We start from the raw sequence: 25,425 nt of genomic DNA, 5'->3' as shown, positions 1-25,425 counted from the left end.
GTCATTCGATGAACGAACTTAGAATAATTTTAAATAAAAACAGACTTTTTATTTAAAAAAACGAAAAATTCCTGATTTTGTACAAATGTTAGATATTCGTGCGCAAAAAAGCACTAAACAAGTCTCAAATATTTATATATTTGCATTTTTAAAGGTATAAACATGGTCGATATCAAGGAGATAAATGTTGAACGTTTGGAGGTTGCTGCCAGCATGCTGAAGGCAATGGCGCACCCGATGCGTATTGCTATTTTGAAGCATCTGGAAGGCGGGAAAAAATTAACCGTAACCGAGATTCATGAATTGCTAAAGATCGAGCAGTCAACTACATCGCATCACCTGGGCATTTTGCGCGACAAGGGTGTTTTGTGCTCAAAGCGTGAAGGAAAAAATACCTATTATTACCTAAAATATAATATTTTGAGCCAGATTGTTGGCTGCCTGGAAACTTGCACCTGCGATTAAAAAAAATGATAACAATAGCATAAGCCGCTGATGAAGATCAAGCGGTTTTTTTGTGCCCTAAAAAGCAATATCCGGATGGGCCTGCAAAGTAGAGGCATTTTCTTATTTTTACCTAAAATTATTCGATTATGAAACTCGTTTTTGCAACAAACAACAAACATAAATTGGAAGAATTACAGGCTATTCTGGGCGATCATTATACCCTGCTTAGCTTAAAAGATATTGATTGTTTCGATGAAATCCCGGAGGAACAGCCCACATTGGAAGGAAATGCCAGCCAAAAAGCTTATTACATCTACGATAAATTCGGCATGAACTGTTTCGCCGACGATACCGGTTTGGAAATTGAGGCCCTGAACGGTGAGCCCGGAGTTTTCTCGGCACGTTATGCCGGCGAAGACAAAAATTCGGAAGCCAATATGAACAAGGTGCTCGACAAACTGGCTAAAATAAATGAGCGGGAAGCACGTTTTAGAACTGTAATTTCGCTGGTTATTGATGGCGAAGAGAAACAATTCGAAGGCATTGTAAATGGTGAGATTTTGAAGGAAAAACGTGGAGACTCAGGATTTGGCTACGACCCCATTTTTAAACCGAAAGGATTTGACCAGTCGTTTGCCGAAATGGGCCTCGAAGATAAAAACAAGATCAGTCACCGGGGCAGAGCCGTACAAAAACTGGTCGACTATTTAAAAAAGCTCGATTAAACGATGAGAAGATATCTACTTTCTGCATTTTTGGTTCTGACCTTTTTGCTTTCGCAAGCCCAGCGCCAACAGGGCTCGTGGCAAGATTATCTTTCATATAATAAGGCCAGCAAAATTGCGGTTTCGTCCGATAAAGTTTTCTGTGTAACCGAGGGCGGACTATTTTATTACGAACTGGAAGACAACAGTGTAAATAAATTTGGCGGTGCCATTCAGTTATCGGATTTTGGGGTAAGTACCATTGCTTACAGCGAGCAGAATAAGGTGTTGGTAATCGCCTATTCAAACAGCAATATCGATTTGCTTTATGATAATGGCGAGGTGGTTAACCTGTCGGATATAAAGCGAAAAACCATAGTCGGTAATAAGGTCATCAATAATATTGCCTTCGCTGAAAACGAGGCGTATCTGGCCTGTGGTTTTGGGATTGTAGTGCTCAATCTCGATCGTCAGGAAGTAAAAGATACGTATTACATTGGCGATGGAGGTTCGTCGTTGGAAGTAAATGATATTGAAACGGATGAAAATTCGATTTTTGCTGCTACCAACCAGGGAATTTACCGGGCCGATAAAAATGAACCTAACCTGGCTAATTTTGCCAACTGGATTCATGTGGATGATATTCCGCATCCCGAAGGTATTTTTAATCATTTAGTTTATCATGCGGGTAAAGTAATTGCCAACTATGCAGCCGGAGAGTGGTATATGGACGAGATGTTCATGCTGAATAACGGAACCTGGGAGCCGTATAATCCTGAAATACGTTTTGCGTTTGATCTGCAGAGTAACGGAAGCTACCTGTGTATTGCCAGCCGCGATGTGGTTTTTATCATCGACAGTAATCACGAGCCAATAGGACGAATTGATGGCTACAAATTTAACGACAGAACTGTAGAAAGTATCGCTCCAAAAAGTGCGGGTGTGTCAGCCGACGGTTCGGTTTGGATTGCTGACGATAAGGAAGTGTTGGTGCGCTATTATAGCGAACGTTTTGAGCAAACTTTACCCCCCGGACCGATTAATAACGACATGTATTTTGTTGGTGCTTTCAATTCGGAAATTTGGATGTGCGCAGGAGGTACCAATGGCTATTTAAGTCCGGTTTTTCAGCGTTTTGGTAGCGATGGCTGGAGCTATTTTACCAATGTAACACATCCCGAACTGAAAGGATTTCATAACATATTAGCTGTTGAAGTGGATCCCCGCGATCCGGATCATTTTTTTGTTGCCAGCTGGGGCGGAGGGTTGCTGGAATACCGCAAGGATGAGCTGGTAGAACGCTATTATAATCTGAACAGCCCGCTGGAAACGGCCTTGCCCGAGCAGCCCAACGAACCGTTTACACGGGTTGGAGGCATGAGTTTCGACTCGGAAGGAAACCTGTGGATTACCAATGCCGAGTGTGCACATAACCTCCATAAATTAACGCCATCGGGCGAGTGGGAGTCGTTTGAACTGCCCGATATTGCCAACAGATACAATGTTTCGGATATTATTGTGAATAAAAACGACGACAAATGGATGCTCATTCCGGGAGGACATGATGCGTACGTGATAAACAAAACCGGCGACCAGAAAAAAAGACTGTTGGTACAGACCTATTTCAGCAATGGCACCGACAATATTATTACCCCGATGCACGATGTTTTCTCCATTGCTGAAGATCGGGAAGGGGCTATTTGGATTGGAAGTGCGCAGGGTGTGGCAGTATATAGCAATCCGTCGCGAATCTGGAATTCGGATAATTTTTATGCCACACATCCGGGGCTTGATTTGAATGATGGCATTTACCATCCGCTGCTTGAAACCGAAACTGTTACTGCTATTGCGGTTGACGGTGCTAACCGAAAGTGGCTGGGAACACAAAACTCGGGCGTGTTTTTGGTGTCGGAAACGGGCGAGGCGGAAGTGTTGCATTTCACCACTGAAAACAGCCCCTTACTTTCGAATACTATTCTGTCGATTGCCATCAACCAGAAAAATGGCGAGGTGTTTTTCGGAACCGACAAGGGACTGATTTCTTACCAGGGAGAAGCCACGGGAGGGGCAGACACATATAGCGATGTTTACGTTTATCCGAACCCGGTGCGCGAAACCTACGATGGCCCGGTAACTATTGCCGGGTTAATTGAAAATACCGATGTAAAAATTACCGACATCACCGGAAACCTTGTCTATAAAACCACATCGTTTGGCGGACAGGCAGTTTGGGATGGAAACAACCTGAATGGCAACCGTGTAAAAACCGGAGTTTACCTGGTATTTTGTAACGATGAGAACGGGGAAGAAAGCCACGTCACAAAAATATTGTTCATCCATTGATCGGGAAAAACAGCAGCGAAAATGAGTTATGATTACAGCTACCGAAGGCATTGTTTTGCACACGATAAAATATGGCGAGAGCAGTGTAATTACCACCATTTTTACCAAAGAGTTTGGGCGGCAAAGTTACCTGATAAACGCTGCCCGTAGCCGGAAGTCGAAAAATAAGGCCGGTTTGTTGCAACCGCTGTTTATGGTTGAACTGGAGGCCTACCAGAAACAATCGCGCGACCTGCAACGAATAAGGGCAATGAAAAGCCTCAACACTTACCAGGAAATTCCTTTTGACATTGTAAAATCAACACAGGCCATTTTTCTGGCCGAGGTGCTTTATAAAACCATTCACGAACAGGAAAGTTACCCCGAATTGTTTGAGTTTATAAAAAACGCATTGCTGTATCTCGATCTGATGGAGGAGGGCAAAACAAATTTTCATTTGTATTTTCTGTTTCATTTAACCGAGTACCTTGGTTTTATGCCCGACACCACACAAACCGGTTTTGAAGGTTGGCTCGATTTGCAAAAGGGAGCAGTAGTTCCTTTTGAGCCATCGCACCCGATGTTTGTAAACAAAGAAGCAACGGCGGTTTTGGTAAATCTGGCTTTGCTGAAAATTAACGAACTCGATAGCTTGAAATTAAAACGCAGCATGCGCGATATGCTGCTTGAAAAACTGGTGGATTATTACCGCCTGCATTTCGATACGCTGGGTGAAATAAAGTCGCTAAAAGTGCTTCAGGAGGTTTTTTCCTGATCGTCTTTCACAATCACGACTTCATAGGTGTAAAGTTCGGCAGTTTTCCATCCGTCCCAGCCAATTCCGGCTTTGTTTTTTGCACATCTTCCCAGAAATTCTTCTTTGCTCCAGCCCGTTTTTTCGACTACCTGTGGTAAAAAGGTGCCCGAATTTAAACCGCTTTTTATATAAATACCATGCTTGCCCAACTCAAATTCATCAATCGATTTAATCTTTTTCAGTGGCGTTAATACCGAAACTTCCAACGTCATGTTGTCGAGCTCGTATGGTTGAATCGGGTCGAAACGCTGATCGTTTGTAGCGGAAACTGCAAACCGTTTAATCATTTCGCGCAAGGTTTTTTTTCCGGCAAATCCGCCAATGCAACCGCGTAATTCATTGTTGATATAAATGCTGATAAAAGCGCCGGCTTTCTGATCGAGAATGCTGTCATTACTTTTGTCAGGCCTTTTTTCTTTGATGTCCTCACCCAGGAAACGGGCTATTGAATTTCGTGCCAGTTGCAAAATTTCCTGTTTTTCCGAGCGGCTGATTTCAAAAACAGCTTTTTCGTAAACACCAATGGCCCAGTAACCCACAACGCGGTCTTTTTCGCCGTAAAGCTGGCTGTCGCCCGAGTTTTTGTAGGCCAGTTTTTTGTATTCAAAATCCTTTTTTTTAGTGAGGTAAAGCAGCGTTAATACCGAGGTCCAGCCACACAGTGAGGTGGCAAGATGGCCAATCTTTTTAGCTTTGTTCTTTTCAAGTGCTTTTAACAGCTTTTTGGGCTTGTTTTTGCAAATGGCATCGGCTGTTAGCAGGTCTGTCAACTTTGCATTTTCGTAGCTGGGGTAGTGCGAAAAGTCGGTGCTGATAACAAATAAATTTTCAGGAGTAAAATAAGGCCGCAGTGCTTTTGCCAGTTTCTTGCAAATACCGGCTGAGTGGGTTCCAAGTATTATTGGTACCAGTGTAAAATCATTTCCTAAACGATATTGCAAAAACGGCAACTGAACTTCGAGGCTGTGTTCGTAGAGGTGCGATTCATCGTGCTCGGAAAATACCGGTGATGAGGCCAGCAGTTGTTTACCAATCTTTTTATTTACAGTAATCTCGCCCAGCGGCGTTTCATAATTTCCTTCGGTGTAAACAGCGGCACCGCCAAACGAATAACGGTGGCTCGATGCCAATACAAAAATATTCTGATAGCTTTTGTTGGCCGGAATTTGTTTGAAGGCGGCAGCGGCAACTTCTCCGCTAAAGATGTAGCCCGCATGCGGAGAAATAAGGGCTCGCAGCGTTTGCGAGGTTTTTACAGTAACGGCCTTGTTAAAAAAATCCTCCAATTCACCTCGTAAATCGCTGGCCGAAGAAGGGTAAAATTGTCCGGACACTGCCGGTTCGCGGTTTTTATTTTTATTGAATATCATAGGTTTCCTTTGCTAAAAGGTAGTAATACTATTACGAAACTCAATGAAATTGGTTTATGAGCCGGTTTGTGAAGAAACATTTAAATAGCAATGGTTTTTGCGGGCAGCGATTTTACGGATAAAAACAGATAATGTAAATTTACGTGAATACTAAAGCTGAATGGAATTAAACAAGGTACATAGTGTTATTCGTGTGCTGGCAGAAGCCGGAAGAGCGATCATTGAAGTGTATGAAAGTAACGACTTTGATGAGCAGCGTAAATCGGATAATACTGCTGTTACGCGGGCCGACAAAGCGTCGAGTAAGATTATAAATGCCGGCCTTGTACAAATATTTCCCGAAATTCCTGTTTTAGATGAAGAAACCAATTTCCCGGAGTACAAGATTCGTAAAACCTGGGAGAATTACTTTTTGGTCGATCCGCTGGATGGCACAAAGGAGTTTATTAAACGAAACGGTGAATTTTGTATCAACATCGCATTGATTAACAAAACTGCCCCGGTATACGGATGGATTTACGAACCCTTGAAAGAAAAAGGCTGGTTCTGTGGTAACGGCGAAGGGATTTATGCGTTCGACAGCAAAGGGAATTTCAAAGAAATGCAGAAGCCGGAGCCCTACAACGGAAAAATAAGAGTGGCTACCAGTCGCTCGTTTTTTAAGCCCCGCGAAGCCGAGCTGATTGAAAAAATGAAAGGCACCTTTGAGCTGGAGATACTGCACTGCGGCAGTTCGAAAAAGCAAATCGAGATCATTAAAGGAAACGCCGATATGTACCTTAAAGCCGGTCCCTGCTCGGAGTGGGATACAGCTCCCGGCCAGCTAATGGTGGAAGAGTTTGGCGGTACCGTTTTTCGTCAGGATACCTTCGAAACCATGGCCTACAACAAAGCCGATCTTATAAATCCACATTTTGTAATGCTGAGCGAAAGGCTTAATACCCCCGATTTTATTGCATTTATGCAGCAAATAATTCAGGAGTAGTTCGCCTGCTTAACTTTTCTTTTTGATAAATAAAACCTAACTTGTTCGGGTAGAACGGGACTTCCCCTTTTGTGTAAACCAAAAACAAATAGTAATGAAACGTACATTTATTTTATTGGCAGTGGTGGTAGTTGCAGCCTTCCTTTTTGCCGGATGCGCAACACAATCGTTTAAAAATATTGGCGATCCTCCGGGATTTATAAAAGGTGTTTTTCATGGTTTTATTTTACTGTTTAGTTTTATAGCCAGTCTTTTTACCGATTACGAAATTTATGCTTTCCCCAATGCTGGAGGCTGGTATAACTTTGGTTATCTTATTGGCGTGATGTTATTCTTTGGCGGTGGTGGTGCCGGCGCCAAATGCAAAAAATAGACGGCCCCGAAATAAATTTTTTAGTTGCGAACAACATGCTGTGCAAAACTTGCGTTTGTTTACAAAAACTGACGCCGGTGTAATGCGTATCTTCGTGTTGGATTTTAAACAGAAAAACAGAAATAAAAATTTAATGAGATGAATAGGATCGTTGTTCTTTTAGCAATTCTTGCAATTACTGCTTCTTCATGTAAGGTATTTCAAAAATCGTCGGGTCAGGCCGAATCGGCATATACTACCGACACTACAGCACCAACAAAAGTGTTTACTGTTCCGGGTAGCGAAACAACCACGCAGCCAACAGCTGTAGCAAAACCCGAACCGGTAGCCGACGAAAAACCAATTGCAATACGTAAAGAGCAGGTTTCGTTTACCAGCGAGACGGATCAGACTGCAAACGCCGGAAACACGTTCTTCGTGATTTTGGGTTCGTTTAGCCAGTTGGATAATGCAAAAAATTACCGTACAACGCTAATTGATGAAGGTTTTACCCCAATCATTCTGCACAGCGAAACCGGCTATTACCGTGTTTGTGTTAATTCGTACAAAGCAGAAACTGAAGCTCGTGGCAGAGTTGCACAAGTGCGCAATGCTTTCCCGAAATACGCTGATGTATGGCTTTTAATTAAAGAATAAAAAATATTTCAAATTGATTTGAAAACGCCGCTTTATGCGGCGTTTTTTGTTTCTGTATGATGTCATTAGTGTGTGATATACTTGATTCAGATTCCTCGCGATGCTCGGAATGACAGGAGATTCAGGAGGCCGAATGGAGGAGTGGATATTTGGGCGCCAAAATATCCACTCCTCCATCTTCTAATATCATAACCAGATGTCATTCTGAGCGTAATGCAATGAAGCGAAAGAATCTTTTTCATTATCCTATTTTTTGTGGACTATCATATTAGGAATCTTTAAAAATTCTTAAAATCAACAACAAAGGGCTTCCGGGTGTTATATTTTCAAAATTTATTGGAAATCAGTATTACATTTGTAATCGTTGCAAAAAATAAATACCCATTCTAGAAAGAAAAATTTTTATGTGTAAAGACGAAAAACAGAAGTTACTTGATCAACGCTACCTGAAGATGGCTGATATATGGTCGCAAAACTCATACTGTAAACGCCGCCAGGTAGGTGCATTAATTGTAAAGGATAAAATGATTATTTCTGACGGTTACAACGGTACGCCGGCAGGATTTGAAAATATATGCGAGGACGAAGACAACAAAACAAAACCATACGTGCTACACGCCGAGGCCAACGCCATTACCAAGGTGGCCAAGTCGGGTAACAGTAGCGACGGTGCCACTTTGTACGTTACCTCATCGCCTTGTTTAGAGTGTTCGAAATTGATTATTCAGGCCGGAATTAAACGTGTGGTTTTTACCGAGAGCTACCGCCTGGAGGATGGAATAAACCTGTTAAAACGTGCTGATATTGAGGTGAAACAGGTTGACATTTAAAGGCAAAAGTTGCAAGTGAAAAGGCAAAAGTGAAATTTTTCTTTACACTGCCGGTTGTTTTGCCGCCATTTTTTACATTAAAATCAGGTTGGGCTTGTTATCAGAAGTTCCGGCCATTGAAGAAAGCCTATGAACAAGAAAACAACAATACTTTTACCTGTGCTGATCGCCATTGCTGTTGCTGCAGGTATTCTAATCGGAAACCTTTTAAGCCGAAATGCTGCTACTCCGGCATTCCATGGAATGGGATTTTCGCAACCCAATAAAATATCTGCTATTCTCGACCTGGTTAACAGAGGCTATGTTGACAGTGTGAATACCAGCGAAATTGTAGAAAGTACGATTCCGGAAATACTTAAAAATCTCGATCCGCATACCACTTACATTCCTGCCCGCGACATGAGCGAAGTGCAGGAAGAAATGAGCGGTAATTTTTCTGGCATCGGGGTACAGTTTTCTATTCAGGAAGATACGGTGCGTGTTATTGAAGTGATTTCTGGAGGCCCGTCGAGCCAGGTGGGCGTTTTGCCCGGCGACCGCATTGTAAGTGTAAACGATTCGCTGATTGCCGGGGTAAAGGTGCAAAACAACACGGTGATGTCGCTTTTGCGCGGCGAAAAAAACTCAAAAGTCCGGGTGGGCATTGTTCGCTCGGGTTATAATGATGAGCTGGAATTTGAAATTACCCGTGGCGACATTCCGTTATACAGCGTTGATGTGTCGTACATGATTGACGATCATACCGGCTTTATAAAAATCAGCCGTTTTTCGAATGCCACCTACCGCGAGTTTATGGAGGGAATGCTGAAACTGAAAGATGCAGGAGCCGAAAAAGTAATTATCGATTTGCGAAGCAACCCCGGTGGAGCACTGGTTGGCGTGTTGCAAATGGTTGACGAATTTCTGGCCAAAGGAGAACCTATTTTATATACCGAAGGCCTTCATCAGCAACGGAAAACCTACAATGCTTCGGCAAAAGCTACCTTCTCCGACATTGGTGTTTATGTAATGATCGACGAGTTTTCGGCATCGGCAAGCGAGATTTTTGCCGGTGCTATGCAGGATAACGACCGCGGATTTGTAATCGGGCGTCGTTCGTTCGGAAAAGGCCTGGTGCAGGAACAAATTCCACTGATGGACGGATCGGCATTGCGCTTAACTGTGGCGCGTTTTTACACGCCCAGCGGACGCTGTATTCAAAGTTCGTACGAAGATGGCAACGAAGAGTATTACGATCATATTTACGAGCGTTTTCACAATATGGAGCAGTTGGTGGCCGATAGCATTCATTTTGTCGATTCGTTGCGTTATGAAACCAAAGGCGGACGCGTGGTATATGGTGGTGGTGGTATTATGCCCGACTTTTTTGTGCCGGTTGATACCACCGGAAATTCGGAATATTTCAATCAGATTTACCGCAAAGGATTGATTTATTCGTTTGCTTATGCTTATGCTGATTCGCACCGCGATGAGCTCTCGAAATTCACTACAGCCAACGAGTTCGAGAATTATATGGATGAACATAACGCGATGAACGAATTTATTGCTTATGCCGAAGAGAAGGGTGTGAAAAGAGATGCCGAAGGTTTAAAGGTATCGGGAAAGGTGATTAACACGCAAATGAAAGCCTATGTTGCCCGGAATATTATGGGCGAAGAGGGTTTTTACCCGATTATCAAACAGATTGATAAAACGTTGTTGCGCGCCATTGAGGTGTCGCAGCAAAACCTGATGGTTGAAAATGTGGTGGCTACCGATTCGGTGGTTTCGGTGTTGCAATAAGTTTATTTACCCGCGGGTATAGAAAGATCCGGGCCGTATTATCTGAAAAGATAAACGCCCCGGATTTTTTTTGAAAAGCTATATTGAATTAAGGAAGTCGTTTTTTTACACACCGTTCTAAATGGAGCTGTTTTAACTTTCGTCCGGAAGAACCAATTAGCTTCGATCATTTTTCATTCGCCGGACGATTCAAATCAAATCATCCTGACCCAGGGCGACGTAATTCAAAGAATTACTCTGCCCCGGGCTATAATAAAACGCACTTTCAGCGCTATGTATTAAGAGCTCCAGGGTGGTGAAAGGCAATAAGGTAATAAGGTTTTGGGATGGATCAGGTACAAAGGCTACTAAGGTTTTGGTTGAAGAATAAGGTTTTTGTTTACCATGTAAGAATCAACGGCCTTTTGGGTTCCGGAACGTAATAGCAGTGCATAAAACCTTGTCTGTAAAGCATAAACCTTAGCACTTTCAGCGCTCTTTTTATTATTTTAATCCGACAGCAAATATGTTATAGGGCTGAAAGTCCGTAGTAATTTAGCCCCGGGCAAACGCACCGCCGGATGGCGGAAGTGTCGCCCGGGGTTAATGTTAAGCATTAGAAAAGGCGCAAATGCAAAAGCATATTGAAAATGGAATGTGTAATGCGCCTCATTTAGAGGCCTTTTTTCGAAAATTAAGCTTAAAATATTTGCGTACAAAGGGTAGATATCCCGAAGGGATAAAACATGATTAAGCTCGTGTGAAAACCAGGAGCGGGTTTTATAAGGCTCCGAGATGGTGAAAGGCAATAAGGTAATAAGGTTTTGGGATGGATCGGGCACAAAGGCTACTAAGGTTGGGATTGAAGAATAAGGTTTTTTATTTATCGCATAGGGATGAACAGCTTTTTGGTTTTTTGTAGTTGATTGGAATAGGTAAAACCTTATCTATAAAGAAAAACCTTAGTAGCAAGATTTAAAAATAGAAATCAAACCTTATTACCTTATTAAATCCAAAACCACTTTTTTTAGCGTGAAATGGCTGTAAGGGGAGCAGTTTTCAGAAGATAATTGATGAAAAAGTACTAAATCCTAAAAAGTCGGCATTTAAATTTAATGAAATAGTACTGTATCCTAAAAAGTAGGAAGTTAGATTCAATGAAACTGCGATGAATCCTAAAAAATCTGCGTTGATATTTAATGAAACATCGTTGTATCCTAAAAACTAATAATGGATAATTAATGAAACAACGCTGAATTATAAAAACAATTAACTGATAATTTAGGAAACAACGCAGTATTATTAAGAAAAATTGTTTTAAATGTATTAACTTACAGTGAAATAACAGTTTCATTTAATGAGAAATAAGTAATGGCCATAAACAATCTTACCCCGATTACTCCCGAATTACTTTACGATGGTTTGGTGGAAATACTTCCGGATAAAAAGTCGCGACTGAAAGATTTTATCCGCGAAAATAAAAGCAGCGGAAATAGCTACATGGATTTATTTGCCCAAACGGTTCGTAATTATGGAAAGCGCGACGTTGCAGACTATGGCGAACTGCTCGGCGTAAATTACAGGCATTTGGATGGTGCTGTGAGATGGATGTCGGGGATGGGAGTGCACGCCTGGATGACTGAATACCTGCGCCTGGTAGCCTGCGATTTGGTTGAACATACCGATTTTAGTTTTAAGGATATAGGCCAGATCATGGGCTTTTCGCCAAGCAGCTTTTCGCAGTTTTTCAGAGCCTATCAGAAAATGCAGGCCTGGGAATATCGGAACCTGAAACAGCATGGGCGAAAAAGAAGGTATTTTCGGCGTTGATGTTTCGTTATTAGTCACTGGTCATTAGTCACAAGGAAGGTGATGAGAAATCAGTATCTAGTATTGAGTATTGAGTAACCAGTATTGAGTAACCAGTATCCTGCATCCAGTATCGAGTAACCAGTATCGAGTATCCGGCATCCAGCATCCAGTTGAGCGAAGCGAAATCCCGACCGGAAGCGTCGGGGCATCCAGTAACGGATTTCTCAGTTGTACCTTCTTCGAAATGACATCGAGATCTAAGTAGAAAAAGGATCGGATCCGTATAATTTTCAATAAAGACGGATTCGATCCTTTTCCTTTAATCTTGTTTATTTCGATATTTCCAACATCCGTTGAATCGGGATGCGGGCTTTTTCAATTACATCTTGTGGAAGTGTAACCTCGGGCTGTTCGTGTTTTAAGCAGATGTACAGCTTTTGCAGGCTGTTTAGCTTCATGTACTCGCAATCGTTGCAGGCGCATGTTGAATCGTTTGATGGTGCCGGAATAAATACCTTATCCGGGCAAGCTTTGGTCATCTGGTGCAGAATACCGCTTTCGGTGGCTACAATAAATTTCTTTGCCTCGCTGCTCTGTACGTAGTTCAGCAGGGCAGTTGTTGATCCAATGTGTTTAGCCAGCAGTAATACCGGTTTTTCGCACTCGGGATGGGCGATAAATTCGGCATCCGGATTTTTGTCCATCAGGTCGATAATCTTTTCTACCGAATATTTTTCGTGAACCATGCAGGCACCGTCCCACAGCACCATGCTGCGGCCGGTTATGCTGTTAATGTAGTTTCCAAGGTTTTTATCCGGAGCAAAAATCAGCTTCTCATCTGCGGGGAAACTGTCGACAATTTTCTGGGCATTGGCTGATGTGCAAACAATGTCGGACATGGTTTTTAACGCCGCCGTTGCATTTACATAGGTAATTACCTTGTGGTCGGGGTATTGCGCTTTAAATGCAGCAAATTTATCAGCCGGAGCCGATTCGGCCAGTGAGCAGCTTGCTTTCAGGTCGGGAAGGATAACCTTTTTATCGGGATTGATGATTTTGGCTGTTTCGGCCATAAAATGTACCCCCACAAAAACGATGATATCAGCATCAACTTTTGCAGCGGCCTGCGCCAGTCCGAGGCTGTCGCCCACATAATCGGCAATGTCCTGCAGTTCGCCCTCAACGTAAAAGTGGCTGAGTATTACAGCATTCTTTTCCTTTTTCAGGCGTTTAATTTCTTCAACCAATTTCAGTCCCGGATCAATTGTTTCTTCAATATAACCCTTCTCGTTCAACATTTTCTCTATATGAAGCTGTTTCATCTCTCTTTGTCTGAATAAACAGGGCGCAAAAATATAAATTCCTGAAGAAAAAACAGTGATATCGGTTAAATGTTTGGTTTTGAAGCATAAAAAAAGCCGCATAAACGCGGCTTTCTTTATATTGAATAATGGTCGATTATTCTATTGTGCACTTACGTGGCTGAAATAAAAACCATGTGAAAGCTGAGGTGATTCATTATAGGAACCCTTTGCTGCAATCATGGTTAGTGTATCACCTACTTTAATGTCTTTGGCGGCTATCAGACCTTTTTTGTCATCGCCACTTGCACCATATCCCGGATAACAACCATATGCGTATATTTCACCGCTATCGTCTTGTAAATAAAGATTACCGTATGTTTCGCTGGTAATCGATGCGATTGTGCCGGTTACCATAAAATACACGTTGCTGTCATCTGGTTTTGTTAGTACCTCGGCAATAGTTGCAGGGGTTACAGGTTTAGCTTCTTCCAATACCGCATCAACAACCTGTGGATTTCCTTTGTATTCGCCACGTTTACCAACAATGGTAATAATGTCGCCCTGTTTTAAGTTTTTGTCCTGGAAATCCTCAATGCCATAAACATAGGTTTCACCGGAGTAATCGCGCAAGTATAAATTGCCGTAGGTAGTATTGGAAATTTCGGTAATAACACCTGACAAACGATATAGCGTATTGCCAACTTCGGCGGCAAGGAAATCTGCGATAGATACCTCTAAAATGGCTCCTTTTTGGCTAAGCGATGTTTGTGATGTGTAGTTTTTAGTTCCATCAGTAGTGCTGAACGTGATCGTTGTTTCACGATCTCCGGCTTCATTAGCTTCAGCTTTGAATGTTACAACACTATTTGTTCCTACGGTTTGAATAGATGAAATTGACAACCAAGACTCGGCATCAGCAGGGATTTCTACCGATAAGCCTTCGCCTTTGCAGGTAACGTAGGCAATAAATTCGCCACCTTCGATAGGAAGTTGTGCGTTTTCTGTTGAATCAACCTTTACCAGCGATTTATTGATGTTGATAACGGTTACATTCACCAACTGAGGAGTTCCTTTGTAAGAACCTTTAGGTCCTTCTATTGTAATTTCGTCGCCTACTTCAAGTCCCCAGCTTAGAAAGTTTTTCTCTCCCCCTTTTGAATCAAGCGTACCATAAATATAGATTGAACCTGTTTCGTCCTCTAAATACCAGTTCCCGTAAGTGGTGTTGGTTATTGACGTAACAACACCGGTTACCTGGTAGGTTTTGCTTTCAGGGCCGGCGAGTATCTCTGCTACTGTGGCAGGTGCAACTACTGCCAAACCCTGGATGATGTTAATACGTTGTGTTTCGCCTCCGCACTGGATTAAAATCTCGGCAGTACGACCATCTAAGGCCGATTCGGCCGAAAATGTAAGTGTTGACTCACCGGCACTGCCCGAAGTAGATGAGAGCGACAACCATTCTACCGTGTTCTCTAATGTCCAGCTATCTTTAGCCATTATGGTAATGGTGGTAGAACCGCCATCAACGGGAATCGATACGTATGACGACGATACCTGAATTTCATCAAGTAGAGTCACTGTGTCTTCATCGTTACAACTCGTCATCAGGGCAAGTATTGCGATGAATATTGGAAATAAATATTTTAGTTTCATTTTATCTGTGCTTTATAAATTAGTTGAAAATATATTTGATACCAATAGAAGCATACCAGCACTGACCCAATGTATAGCTTGGTGTGAATGTTTTGGTATTACCATGGATTGAAGCAGGTGTAGAGAAGGTAGCCACTCCGTCGGCATCAACACCTTCGTACTTAAGAATACGGGCATCCGAACCAATTTCAGGGTTCAGGTATTTGGCTACACCCCAGCTGTTGTTAAAGAAATTCATTACGTTTTTAATGTCAAAGCTAAGTTGCAGTTTGTTTACGCTGTTACCTGTTTTAACCGAAAAATCGTGTTTGTAGCTGAAGTCAACGCGGTGTACCCATGGTGAGTAAACGCTGTAGGCTTCGGCATACTCGCCTTGCTGATCTTTCAAATAATCGTTGTTATGCACATAATCCATAAAACGGGTTTGATCGTCGGCAGAAACAAAGCGGAACTCGTTGTTGGCCACTTCTTCGTCGGTTGGAACGTAAATTGCATCGTAGTTGTATCCGTCACCGTTCATGTCGTTAACCGTCATAAATGATTCGTTTGCTCCACCACGCCATGCTTCGTAGATAACGCTAAAGTGGTTACCGCTCTTGTCGTGTGTAGTAAGCGATGCTACCAAACGGTCGGGTGTGGTATATTGCGAGTTGTGCAGTTTAATATTGTTCGGACCTTCCACTGTTGGAACGTAAGTAAATGCCGATTCAGGATTCGATCCCGGCATGCCGGTTACATCTTTTGCAACGGTGTGTGTATAGGCAGCCATCAGGCTAACCCATTCTGCCGGTTTAGCATTTACAGTAATATTGGCCGACCAGCCATAACCGCGGCTTGTGTTATCCAAAACAAATGCTTTGGTTCCAGAGCGGTAACCTGCCGGGTAAATCGGACGATTGTCAACACCGTTGAAACGGGCAAAACCTCCAACATTTGGAATACTCCAGTCGGAAATAGAAACACCGTTGATCGTTTTGTTGTAAATTCCTTCAACTGTTGCCGATAATGGGAACGATGTTGGGAAGGCATAATCAACTGCAAATGATGTTTTCCAAACCTGTGGCATTTTAAAATCTGAAGCTACCGCTGCAATAGAAGAAGGAACTGTTCCGTCTTCAGGCGAAATAGTTGTAGGATAACCTAAACCTGCCAGTTTATCGTGAAGTGCTGCTATTGTTGCATTTCCTTCGGCATCGGTTACCAAACCTCCGGCAAATTCATCCATTGAGAAGCCGTTGTTTTCGGCATTTCTTGCATTTATTTGTGCCTGGTACTGTACCATACCGCCGTTGGTTGGCATGTTGGTGAAGAATACAAGCGGTAAATTACCCGAGAAAAGACCGGTACCACCACGAACTTTCAGGCTCTTGTCGCCGGAAGCATCCCATACAAAACCTACACGTGGCGAGAAAATGATATTGGCATCAGGCCATTTTCCTGTGTCAATACTTCTGCCGTTATAATCAAGGTCTTTAATTGCCTGGTTGGTAATCAGGTCGTTATTGTTAAAAATAAGTCCATCAATGCGAAGTCCGTACGAAAGTTTGAATCTGTCGGTAATACTCCAGTCGTCCTGGGCATAAGCTCCGATTTTGTTACTTGTTACACGTGCTGCAGGGTTTGTTTCACCATCGTAGCCATACGTTAAGTTTACAATCTCAGGAGTTGCTTCGTTTAAGAAGTCGTCGAGGCTTGAGTAGCGATAATAACCTGTTCCGTTACGCATGTAGGCATTGTCGGCCATTTTGTACTCGTAAGCAATACCGCCAACAATTTTATGGTTACCTAAGTAAAAGGTCATCTCGTCTTTAATGTTCCATACATTATTGTGAACCCCGTTGTTCCAGGTAAAAAGCTCGTAACCTAATGAAAGGTAGGCTTGATCATCTTTCAAAATGTCGATAAATGGAAACGGTGCCGAATTTGTTCCGCGAACATCGTCAAGCTTTGAGTAGGTTGCCAGAAACTGGTTCGAGATGTTTTCCGACAAACGACTGTTTAAGTCGAAAGAAAATGAGTGAACCAGGTTGTCCATCGAATACATCGAGTTGGCATACGACATTGAAGCCTGTGACATCCTGGCCTCCGACATACGGGTACCTCCGTCCATAGAAGATGCATTAGGCGATCTCCATGACGAATTTTTGGTGTAGTTATAGCGTAATGCCAAACGGTGTTTGTCGGTGATGTTCCAGTCGATACGGGCAAGCAGTTTTTTGTTGCTTTCGTCTGCAGGGAAACTGGAGTAAGATCCTGTTTCATATCCGTATTTATTTCTTACGAAATCAGAAACTGTCTGAAGATCGTCTTCTGTTGTGCGCGAAATAAAATTGTCAGCATCAGCAACACCATCAGTTGAAGCTCTCCAGCGGTTAGCAATAGTTGGCGTTTCCTCCTTCTCGGCGTTTACGAAGAAGAATAATTTGTTTTTAATGATTGGGCCTCCTAAAGTGAATCCGTATAAGGTATTCCGGTCTTTCTCGCGTGCTCCGGCAATTTCCTGTCCGTCAACAGCATTTCCGCGCATGTTTTCGTTTCTGTGATAAGTATATGCGCTTGCTTTAAAGGTGTTTGTACCCGATTTTGTAATCGCGTTTACTCCACCACCAATAAAGTTTGTTTGGCGCACATCGTAAGGGGCAATTACTACCTGTAGTTCTTCAATGGCTTCAATAGAGATTGGGTTACCTCCGCCAGGAAGCGCATCGCTCAAACCAAAGTTATTGTTGAAGTTTGCGCCGTCAACAGTAAAGTTGGCTGTACGGCCATCTGCTCCGGCAAAGCTCATACCGTCGCCTCCATAAGGCGAAAGGCGTGTAATGTCGGTAATGCTGCGGTTTACCGTAGGCAAATTATCAATCTGGTCGTTTGTAATATTGGTTACTGCTCCGGTTTTCTCATTCGAGAATTTTGTGCGGGTTGCCGATACAATAACTTCATCCAATGACAGTGCTTCTTCTGTTAGTTCAACATTCACCACGTAGTTTTCACCTAAGCTCAGGGTGATATTGTTTTGGGTGAATGAACCATATCCAATGAAGGAAACTACAACAGTATAAGGTCCGCCTACACGCATACCGTTTAGGTTGAACCGGCCCTCCACGTTGGTTACAGTGCCGTAAATTGTTCCTGAAGGGGTGTGTGTGGCAACCACCGTTGCACCTATAACAGCTCCCTCGGCATCGGTAACACGTCCGCTCATACTGGATGTGGTTACCTGTGCCTGAATAATAGTAGCAGAAAAGAGAATAAATGCTACTAAAAGAAAACAGATTTTTTTAATCATAGATTTGGAATTTAAATAATTATTGAATGGATTGTATGTGTTTGTCTTTCTTATTGACAATAGAGAATGAATGGTTTAACTGAACGTATTGTTTTGTGTACGCTAATGTGGTTTTCATTTTCTAGTTGTGTACAGTTTTATTTTTTGACTGTTAAATCAAATTACCCATAATTTCCTAAACGTGCAGCAAAGGAAGCTTTTCTTTCAATTGTTTTTGTTAAATAGATGTTATCTTATTGTGTACTATGCCTTAACTTTTGCCCTACTTCTAACAAGCTAAAATTCTTATTAATGCTCAGTAAAAACAAGTCAACACGAATTAAGTTGTTAAACAAATGGTTTGAGTTATTAACATTTTTATTCACATTTTAACATTTCGAATGCGTTGTGTGGGCGGCATAACTGCATCTTATTGTTAAAAATGAGGATGGATTTTCATTTTCTTGAAAAATTGCTAAAAAATAATAGATGATGTAAGTTGCAGTATAACAGTGCGTAAGGTGTTGTTGCTTAAATTAAATATGAAAAATATGGTACTATGTGTAGCAAAGTACTAGATTAATTACATATATTTGTAATGCAAACAACGATGTAAAAAACAGTACAATCTTTAAAAAAGTTCTTTGCAGCTTGTAACGGAAACAAAAAACAGTCGTCTTAAAAACGGAAACAGAAAATAAACAGAAAGCAGAAAAGGAAGAGCGAACTTCAGAAAAAATCGCAAAGCCAAAAAACAAAAAACAATGTTCAGAAAGCAGTTTTACGATCAGCAGCAGTAGTAGTAAGTTTTGTTCTTATTAGTTTTACGGTAAGTGCACAAACATTTTGGAAACGTTTATTGGAGAATACGGGATTTAGCGATATTGCCATGGCAATGGCAGCGCCCGCTGAAATGGAAGATGGGGAAGTAATTCCTGCCGAAGCTAACTATTACTTTGTTAACGAAGTTGAGCCGGCCATGGAGGTTGAAGCATGGATGACCGACGATTCAAGGTTTAATGCCACACAGTTTGAATACAGCGAGGCAATAGAAACAGACCTTGAGCTGGAATACTGGATGATGAATGAAACATTTTTTCAGCCGGTGGTAGAAGAGGAAGCAGCACTGGAGCTGGAAGCCTGGATGGTTTCGGAAAATACCTGGGGCTTTTAAGAGGAGGTAAAGCCAATTAATTGTGATAAAAACAGAGGACTAACAGATAGAAAGGGACATAAAATGAAGATAGAAAACACAAAAGCACAAATGAGAAAGGGAGTACTGGAATACTGTATCCTGCTCGTTCTCGACGGAAAACCACTTTATGCCAGCGATATTATTCAATCGTTGAAAGAAGCAAAAATGATTGTGGTAGAAGGAACATTGTATCCCTTGTTAACACGGCTGAAAAACGCCGGGTTACTGGCTTATCGCTGGGAAGAGTCAACACAGGGGCCACCCCGGAAATATTATGAGCTTACCGAAACCGGCCGTACTTTTTTAGTGGAACTAGAAGGCTCGTGGAGCGAACTGGTTGGCGCAGTGCAAACAATTAGAGACAACAAAGCTTAATACATCCTAATAAATTCAAACAAAAAACGAGATGAAGAAGACATTCACAATAAATATAAGCGGCACAATATTTCACATTGAAGAGGATGCTTACGAGGTGCTGCAAAAATACCTTATCAATTTGAAAAATCATTTTGGAGTTGACGAGGAAGGAAAAGAGATTATTGCTGATATTGAAGCGCGTATTGCCGAGATTTTCAGCTCGAAAAGTACCGACGAGAAAAAGGTGATTACCGTTGAGTGGGTAAACGACATGATTGAAATAATGGGAACACCTGAAGATTTTGCCGAAGAAGAAGGCGAAGAAGATGTTTCTATTGCGTCGGAAGCCAAGCGCAAACGTCGTTTGTACCGCGATCCCGATCATCGTGTATTGGGTGGAGTTTGCGGAGGTTTAGGCGCCTATTTTAACATGGATCCGGTAATCTTGCGCATTATCCTGGTAGTTCTGTTTTTCGTAACATCTGGTGCTGCAGGTTTGGCTTATATTATTTTATGGATTGCTGTGCCAAAAGCAGTTAATACAGCTCAACGCCTTGAAATGCGCGGTCAGGAAGCTACCGTAAAAAACATCGAAAAGTCGATTAAGGAAGAGGTAAAGGAAGTAAAAGAAAGTTATAAGAAATTTAAAGAATCGGACACCTACTCGAAAGGAAAAAAGTCGATGGAAGGAGCCGGCGATGTGGTTTATAATATTTTCAAAGTTATTCTGAAAGTATTTGTAATTGTGTTTGGTGTGTTCCTTATCATTTCCGGTTTTTTCGGAATACTTGGATTGGCTTCATCGATGATTATTGGCCATTCGTTTGTAGAAGGAATGCCCCTGATTTGGGGCCCCGAAATTCATGTGCCCAATATGTTGAACCATTTTATTGAGCCCGGTGCAGTAACCTGGGGATTGATTTTGGTTGGACTGATTACAGGCCTTCCGTTGCTTGCTCTTGTTTATATCGGAACCAAGCTGGTTTTCAGGTATAAATCGAACAATGCAATAGTTGCCCTGTCGATGGCGGGTGTTTGGTTGGTATCGCTTTTTGCCCTGTTAATTCTTTCGGTGGGGCAGGTTGGTAACTACAAACAAAGCTCATCAATCACTAAAAGCGAAACCATTTCGTGCGATTCGTGCCAGACTCTCTATCTGCGGGTAGCCGATGATAAATTGGATGATTACGCCGAAATTGACTGGGATGTTGAAGGTTTTAAAGTGGCTGTTATTGATGGAGAAGAAGTAGTGGTTGGTTATCCGCAGTTGGATGTTATCCGTTCGTCGGGCGACGATTTTGTGGTAACCGTTCGTTATTCATCACGAGGTAAAACGCGTGACAATGCTAAACAGTGGTGCGAAGAAATGGTGTACACTTACGAAAGAACTGATTCAACGCTATATTTCGATCCGTATTTCTTTATCGGCGACGAGGCAAAATGGAGAGGTCAGGAAGTGGATATAAAAGTACGCGTACCTGAAGGAAAAGCAGTTTTCCTTGGAAGCGACATGGACGAAATTATTCATGATATTGAAAATGTTTCGAACACCTGGGATGGCGACATGGTTGGTAAATACTGGGAAATGAAACCTGAAGGACTAACCGAAAAAACAATTGAATAAAAACACAAAGACACGGAGGCACAAAGTGAAAAGCGAGAATATAGCTTTGTGACTTAGCGTCTTCGTGTTTAAAATATTTAGCTATGAAAACAATTACAACACTACTTTTTGCCCTTGGTCTATTGTTGGCCGGACTGCTGGCTTCGGGGCAAAGCAAGTCGGATAAAATGTACGATACCTTTGCCAATAAAGACGGAATTACCAGCTTTTCGTTCTCAAAAGATATGATCGATGCTATTGATATGGATTTAGGCGATGATGATGAAAAGAATGTAACCGGCGATTTGCATCGGATTCCGAAAAAACAATTGAATAAAAACACAAAGACACGGAGGCACAAAGTGAAAAGCGAGAATATAGCTTTGTGACTTAGCGTCTTCGTGTTTAAAATATTTAGCTATGAAAACAATTACAACACTACTTTTTGCGCTTGGTCTTTTGTTGGCGGGATTATTGGCATCAGGACAAAGCAAGTCGGATAAAATGTATGATGCGTTTGCTAATAAAGACGGAATTACCAGCTTTTCGTTCTCAAAAGATATGATCGATGCTATTGATATGGATTTAGGCGATGATGATGAAAAGAATGTAACCGGCGATTTGCATCGGATTCGGTTTATGTCGTACAATCCCGAAAAAGGAAGTTTAAAAAATAGCGAGTTTACTAAAAAAGCTATTGCGCTCCTTCCTGCGAAATATGAGAAATACGAAGACGATGATGATGATTCGGATGCCGAGATCTATTTACTGGGAGGAAAGAAAAAATACTCCGAGTGTCATGTATTTATCACCAGTGAAAATGCGGACGGTAACAGTTTTGTTGTGTCGTTTTTTGGCGATTTCAATGTAAACGATATCGACAAGCTAAAGTCGCAAGGGCAGGATATGTCGGAATAAGCAAGATAAGTAGTGTTTTTCGGAAGGTCGTTGTAAGCTGGTATGTTTATAACGACCTTTTGTTTTGCAGTAAATTGTTGTAATTAGCGACTCTCAATATCAAATCATGTCCCAAAATGAAACAAACCCCACCCGGCAAGGCTTCTGTGTTCACACGTTTGTGTTAATTTTTTACTTTTGGCTGTCACGATGTAACAAATTGTATTGTTATATTTGAAACGAGTGCTTGCAGGTTGGCAATTGTTGTTTTCAGAGTGATAAAAACACAGGCAAAAGGTTTTATGCAAATAGGCCCAAAATGGAACAGTTGCATTTTTCCTGAAAAGCCAACAAGGCTGTTATTCTCATGTGCAGGGAATAGCAGTGAATACAAAAAGATAAAAACGTAAGTGTAAAAGAATTGTGAGGCCAGAGTGCTATAGGGACATATTAACTATTTCTCATGCTATCAATTTGGCGGAGGTGCATGTAACCCAGATGTTTACTAAGGTTAGGTTCGTATCTTTGCTTGTCTTTTTTTCATTAATCATTTCACTTTCATTTTCAAAGTCTGCTTCTGGCCAAATTGTTATTTGGAGTGAGGACTTTGATGGATATGAAAACGGAACAAATACTGGTGTCGGCTCATCGGGAAGTGTTACCAGTTGGATAGCTGCCGGGTATAGACAGGAATCTAATAGTACTATTGCGTATGGAGTAACTGTCATCGATAATCAATTAAGAGGGAGGTATACTTCTTATAATAATCCCGACTACAATACCTGGGAAATTGATCCAGGTAATCCAATTGAAATCTCGGGCTTTAGCTTTGTTTCGATATCAGTTGATATTAGTGCAGCTGGTGATATGGAAAACAATGATTACATCCGATTGGAATACAATATAGACGGAAGCGGGTGGAATACATTTGAAACAAACGGATACATTGAAGATAATTTTGGTTCAGCAACTGCCATTCAAAATAACCTGTCAGGTAATTCCTTAAGGTTGCGAATTACGATGGTGAATAGCCAGAATTCTGAATCTTATTATGCTGATAATATTGTGGTAACCGGGAGTGATGCACCGGATTATTGTGTTCCAGATTATACAACTGGAACTGGTGAAGGTGATTTTATTTCGCTTGTTAGGCTCGAATCAATAAACAATACTACAGGGGCATTACCGAATCCCTATTATAATTTCTATAGTAATATTTCAACATCTTTAGAAATTGGAGGGGCCTATAATATTACATTAGGTGTTGGAACCTATCCAACCCAAAACAATATCGCTGCCTGGATAGATTTCAACCAAGATGGAGATTTTAATGATTCCGGTGAAAAACTTGGGGAACTGAATAGTTTAAGTGGTAGTTCAACAGGTGTAATTAATTTTATTGTGCCTGCAATAGCAATTTCAGGAATAACCCGGTTACGCGTGAGAGAGTCTTGGACTACAACAGGAATGGATGCTTGTACAAATTATATTTATGGCGAAACTGAAGATTATAATGTGAATCTTTTGCCCCCTTGCGCAGTAACTGCTTACAATGTTACCGGAGGAGGAGAGTATTGTGCCGGAGACGGAGGAGTAGCTGTTGGCCTGGATGATTCGGAAACAGGTGTTACCTACGAATTGTATCTTAATAGCTCTGCAACCGGAAATATAGTTTCAGGAACAGGCGCTGCAATCAGTTTTGGCAATCAATCTGCTGCAGGAACGTACACAGTTGTTGGTACGCACAACACTGATGCCTGTGAAGTTTCGATGAATGGAAATGCAACAGTAACTGTAAACCCTGTACCGTCAGCACCAACAATAGGTACCGTTACACAGCCATCCTGTACTGAGGCAACAGGAAATGTTGTTTTAAACGGACTGCCTTCATCCGGAACCTGGATTGTAACACAGAATCCGGGAAGTACCACAACATTAGGAACAGGGACAAGTACAACGATAACGGGGCTAGCAGAAAATGATTATACTTTTACGGTTGCTCTTATAAATTCGGGCAATGGCCTTTCTGCTGAGTATTTCAATAACATGACCCTTTCAGGAACTCCTGCCTTAACCAAAACTGACGCAACAGTAGGTTTTAATTGGGGCAATGGTGGCCCGGGAGCACCCATTGGGAATGATAACTTTTCAGTTCGGTGGTCAGGGAAAATCCTTCCATTGTACAGCGAAAATTATACGTTCACAACCAATAGCGACGATGGGATACGGCTTTGGGTAAATGGCACGCAAGTAATTAACAATTGGACAGACCATGCGGCAACCATCAATACAGGAACCATAGACCTTTCAGCAGGGCAATTATATGATATTGTACTGGAATTTTATGAAAATGGGGGGCAGGCAGTCGCTGAACTATCATGGAGCAGTGCAAGTCAAGCTTTAGAAATTATTCCACAGTCGCAATTATATCCAACAGGAACGATTTCATCAGGTTGTCCTTCTCCATTCTCATCTACTTTCACAATTAATGCACAACCTGTAGCTCCGTTAATTACAACACAACCTTCGGCAAACGATGAATCGTATTGTTTAAACGAACCGGCTAACTCTTTGTCGGTTAATGCAGTCGGTGATGGGCTTAATTATCAGTGGTTTAGTAATACCAGCCCGTCAACAAGCGGAGGAGCAACCGTGGGTAGCGATAGCCCTTCTTATACACCATTAACTACAAGTGCCGGAACCCTTTATTATTATGTGGTTGTTAGTGGAAACTGCGCACCGGATGCTATAAGTTCTGTATCCGGGGCAATTACAGTTAATTCGCTTCCAATAGCAACTATTTCATCCAATAACGGGTCGGTGTGTGAAGGAGATGAAGTAATTTTTACCTTTTCGGGTACAAGTGGAGCTACGGTAGCTTATACTATTAACGATGGCACAAACGAAACAGTGGAATTAACTGGAGGAACAGCACAGAAAAATATGGTGAATGTTACTGAAGACCTGATTTTAAAACTGGTTTCAGTTGATGACGGAACCTGTTCAAGAAATTTATCAGAAACAACAACGGTGGTGGTAAATCCACTTCCAAACACCGGAGATATAATACCAGATTAGACAAACAAAAAGA

General features: G+C 41.8%; 20 protein-coding genes. 16 read left to right on the top strand and 4 right to left on the bottom strand.

The features are described from left to right. The first annotated feature begins 162 nt into the window (after positions 1-162). From BMW53_RS02565 to recO, 4 genes are all read left to right on the top strand, one after another. Positions 163-465, top strand: coding sequence for an ArsR/SmtB family transcription factor (locus BMW53_RS02565; RefSeq protein WP_038557453.1), 303 nt, complete (start codon positions 163-165; stop codon positions 463-465). Positions 466-593: 128 nt separating this feature from the next. Then, positions 594-1,172 (top strand): non-canonical purine NTP diphosphatase, encoded by a 579-nt coding sequence (locus BMW53_RS02560; protein WP_038557454.1) that lies wholly within the window; start codon positions 594-596, stop codon positions 1,170-1,172. A 3-nt stretch (positions 1,173-1,175) separates the two neighbouring features. Then, positions 1,176-3,494, top strand: coding sequence for a type IX secretion system anionic LPS delivery protein PorZ (porZ, locus tag BMW53_RS02555; protein ID WP_038557455.1), 2,319 nt, complete (start codon positions 1,176-1,178; stop codon positions 3,492-3,494). 28 nt (positions 3,495-3,522) lie between these two features. Next, on the top strand, positions 3,523-4,248 hold the full coding sequence (recO, locus tag BMW53_RS02550) for a DNA repair protein RecO (protein WP_038557456.1): 726 nt from the start codon (positions 3,523-3,525) through the stop codon (positions 4,246-4,248). Here the strand turns inward: recO and amrB are convergent. Beyond that, a complete protein-coding gene (gene amrB, locus BMW53_RS02545; protein WP_038557457.1) occupies positions 4,230-5,660 on the bottom strand; it encodes an AmmeMemoRadiSam system protein B in 1,431 nt (476 codons plus the stop codon). The two genes, recO and amrB, sit on opposite strands and share 19 nt — an antisense overlap. 160 nt (positions 5,661-5,820) lie before the next feature. On the opposite strand from amrB, the gene BMW53_RS02540 reads away from it, so the two are divergent. The 6 genes from BMW53_RS02540 to BMW53_RS02515 all read left to right on the top strand — a co-directional run bounded on the left by BMW53_RS02540 (position 5,821) and on the right by BMW53_RS02515 (position 12,075). Beyond that, positions 5,821-6,645, top strand: a complete 825-nt coding sequence (locus BMW53_RS02540) for a 3'(2'),5'-bisphosphate nucleotidase CysQ family protein (RefSeq protein ID WP_038557458.1) — start codon at positions 5,821-5,823, stop codon at positions 6,643-6,645. A gap of 94 nt (positions 6,646-6,739) precedes the next feature. Beyond that, a complete protein-coding gene (locus tag BMW53_RS02535) occupies positions 6,740-7,018 on the top strand; it encodes a hypothetical protein (RefSeq protein ID WP_051567721.1) in 279 nt (92 codons plus the stop codon). A 138-nt stretch (positions 7,019-7,156) separates the two neighbouring features. Further along, on the top strand, positions 7,157-7,654 hold the full coding sequence (locus BMW53_RS02530; RefSeq protein ID WP_051567722.1) for an SPOR domain-containing protein: 498 nt from the start codon (positions 7,157-7,159) through the stop codon (positions 7,652-7,654). Between the two features lie 404 nt (positions 7,655-8,058). Beyond that, positions 8,059-8,484 (top strand): deoxycytidylate deaminase, encoded by a 426-nt coding sequence (locus tag BMW53_RS02525; RefSeq protein ID WP_038557459.1) that lies wholly within the window; start codon positions 8,059-8,061, stop codon positions 8,482-8,484. Positions 8,485-8,613: 129 nt separating this feature from the next. After that, positions 8,614-10,266 (top strand): S41 family peptidase, encoded by a 1,653-nt coding sequence (locus BMW53_RS02520; RefSeq protein WP_038557460.1) that lies wholly within the window; start codon positions 8,614-8,616, stop codon positions 10,264-10,266. A gap of 1,350 nt (positions 10,267-11,616) precedes the next feature. Then, entirely contained in the window at positions 11,617-12,075 is a 459-nt protein-coding gene (locus BMW53_RS02515) for a helix-turn-helix domain-containing protein (RefSeq protein WP_051567723.1), read from the top strand. A gap of 311 nt (positions 12,076-12,386) precedes the next feature. Here the strand turns inward: BMW53_RS02515 and nadA are convergent, their stop codons facing one another. From nadA to BMW53_RS02500, 3 genes are all read right to left on the bottom strand, one after another. Then, positions 12,387-13,355 carry a quinolinate synthase NadA gene (gene nadA / locus BMW53_RS02510; protein WP_217642868.1) on the bottom strand — a complete coding sequence of 323 codons (969 nt, stop codon included), beginning with the start codon at positions 13,353-13,355 and terminating at the stop codon, positions 12,387-12,389. A 165-nt stretch (positions 13,356-13,520) separates the two neighbouring features. Next, on the bottom strand, positions 13,521-15,017 hold the full coding sequence (locus tag BMW53_RS02505; RefSeq protein WP_038557462.1) for a BACON domain-containing protein: 1,497 nt from the start codon (positions 15,015-15,017) through the stop codon (positions 13,521-13,523). Between the two features lie 19 nt (positions 15,018-15,036). Further along, the gene (locus BMW53_RS02500; RefSeq protein WP_038557463.1) at positions 15,037-18,303 is read right to left on the bottom strand and encodes a TonB-dependent receptor; all 3,267 of its coding nucleotides are present in this window, start codon (positions 18,301-18,303) and stop codon (positions 15,037-15,039) included. A gap of 838 nt (positions 18,304-19,141) precedes the next feature. Here BMW53_RS02500 and BMW53_RS02495 point away from each other — a divergent pair. The 6 genes from BMW53_RS02495 to BMW53_RS02460 all read left to right on the top strand — a co-directional run bounded on the left by BMW53_RS02495 (position 19,142) and on the right by BMW53_RS02460 (position 25,412). After that, the gene (locus BMW53_RS02495) at positions 19,142-19,456 is read left to right on the top strand and encodes a hypothetical protein (protein ID WP_038557464.1); all 315 of its coding nucleotides are present in this window, start codon (positions 19,142-19,144) and stop codon (positions 19,454-19,456) included. 63 nt (positions 19,457-19,519) lie between these two features. Further along, positions 19,520-19,852 (top strand): PadR family transcriptional regulator, encoded by a 333-nt coding sequence (locus BMW53_RS02490; protein ID WP_038557465.1) that lies wholly within the window; start codon positions 19,520-19,522, stop codon positions 19,850-19,852. Positions 19,853-19,883: 31 nt separating this feature from the next. Then, entirely contained in the window at positions 19,884-21,458 is a 1,575-nt protein-coding gene (locus BMW53_RS02485) for a PspC domain-containing protein (protein WP_038557466.1), read from the top strand. 83 nt (positions 21,459-21,541) lie between these two features. Next, on the top strand, positions 21,542-21,826 hold the full coding sequence (locus BMW53_RS02480; protein ID WP_074780163.1) for a DUF4252 domain-containing protein: 285 nt from the start codon (positions 21,542-21,544) through the stop codon (positions 21,824-21,826). A 31-nt stretch (positions 21,827-21,857) separates the two neighbouring features. Beyond that, the gene (locus BMW53_RS02475; protein WP_074780160.1) at positions 21,858-22,355 is read left to right on the top strand and encodes a DUF4252 domain-containing protein; all 498 of its coding nucleotides are present in this window, start codon (positions 21,858-21,860) and stop codon (positions 22,353-22,355) included. Positions 22,356-22,832: 477 nt separating this feature from the next. Then, positions 22,833-25,412, top strand: a complete 2,580-nt coding sequence (locus BMW53_RS02460) for a PA14 domain-containing protein (protein WP_081804802.1) — start codon at positions 22,833-22,835, stop codon at positions 25,410-25,412. Positions 25,413-25,425 lie beyond the last annotated feature (13 nt).

It is taken from the genome of Draconibacterium orientale, from assembly GCF_900111425.1.
Classification (GTDB): Bacteria; Bacteroidota; Bacteroidia; order Bacteroidales; family Prolixibacteraceae; genus Draconibacterium; species Draconibacterium orientale.
The sequence above is the reverse complement of the archived record's forward strand: the minus strand, read 5'-3'. Positions and strand labels throughout refer to the sequence as shown.

Coding starts and splice junctions, on each gene's coding strand:
- BMW53_RS02565 (WP_038557453.1), top strand. CDS start 163: ATGGTCGATATCAAGGAGATAAATGTTGAACGTTTGGAGGTTGCTGCC.
- BMW53_RS02560 (WP_038557454.1), top strand. CDS start 594: ATGAAACTCGTTTTTGCAACAAACAACAAACATAAATTGGAAGAATTA.
- porZ (WP_038557455.1), top strand. CDS start 1,176: ATGAGAAGATATCTACTTTCTGCATTTTTGGTTCTGACCTTTTTGCTT.
- recO (WP_038557456.1), top strand. CDS start 3,523: ATGATTACAGCTACCGAAGGCATTGTTTTGCACACGATAAAATATGGC.
- amrB (WP_038557457.1), bottom strand. CDS start 5,660: ATGATATTCAATAAAAATAAAAACCGCGAACCGGCAGTGTCCGGACAA.
- BMW53_RS02540 (WP_038557458.1), top strand. CDS start 5,821: ATGGAATTAAACAAGGTACATAGTGTTATTCGTGTGCTGGCAGAAGCC.
- BMW53_RS02535 (WP_051567721.1), top strand. CDS start 6,740: ATGAAACGTACATTTATTTTATTGGCAGTGGTGGTAGTTGCAGCCTTC.
- BMW53_RS02530 (WP_051567722.1), top strand. CDS start 7,157: ATGAATAGGATCGTTGTTCTTTTAGCAATTCTTGCAATTACTGCTTCT.
- BMW53_RS02525 (WP_038557459.1), top strand. CDS start 8,059: ATGTGTAAAGACGAAAAACAGAAGTTACTTGATCAACGCTACCTGAAG.
- BMW53_RS02520 (WP_038557460.1), top strand. CDS start 8,614: ATGAACAAGAAAACAACAATACTTTTACCTGTGCTGATCGCCATTGCT.
- BMW53_RS02515 (WP_051567723.1), top strand. CDS start 11,617: ATGGCCATAAACAATCTTACCCCGATTACTCCCGAATTACTTTACGAT.
- nadA (WP_217642868.1), bottom strand. CDS start 13,355: ATGTTGAACGAGAAGGGTTATATTGAAGAAACAATTGATCCGGGACTG.
- BMW53_RS02505 (WP_038557462.1), bottom strand. CDS start 15,017: ATGAAACTAAAATATTTATTTCCAATATTCATCGCAATACTTGCCCTG.
- BMW53_RS02500 (WP_038557463.1), bottom strand. CDS start 18,303: ATGATTAAAAAAATCTGTTTTCTTTTAGTAGCATTTATTCTCTTTTCT.
- BMW53_RS02490 (WP_038557465.1), top strand. CDS start 19,520: ATGAAGATAGAAAACACAAAAGCACAAATGAGAAAGGGAGTACTGGAA.
- BMW53_RS02485 (WP_038557466.1), top strand. CDS start 19,884: ATGAAGAAGACATTCACAATAAATATAAGCGGCACAATATTTCACATT.
- BMW53_RS02480 (WP_074780163.1), top strand. CDS start 21,542: ATGAAAACAATTACAACACTACTTTTTGCCCTTGGTCTATTGTTGGCC.
- BMW53_RS02475 (WP_074780160.1), top strand. CDS start 21,858: ATGAAAACAATTACAACACTACTTTTTGCGCTTGGTCTTTTGTTGGCG.
- BMW53_RS02460 (WP_081804802.1), top strand. CDS start 22,833: ATGTTTACTAAGGTTAGGTTCGTATCTTTGCTTGTCTTTTTTTCATTA.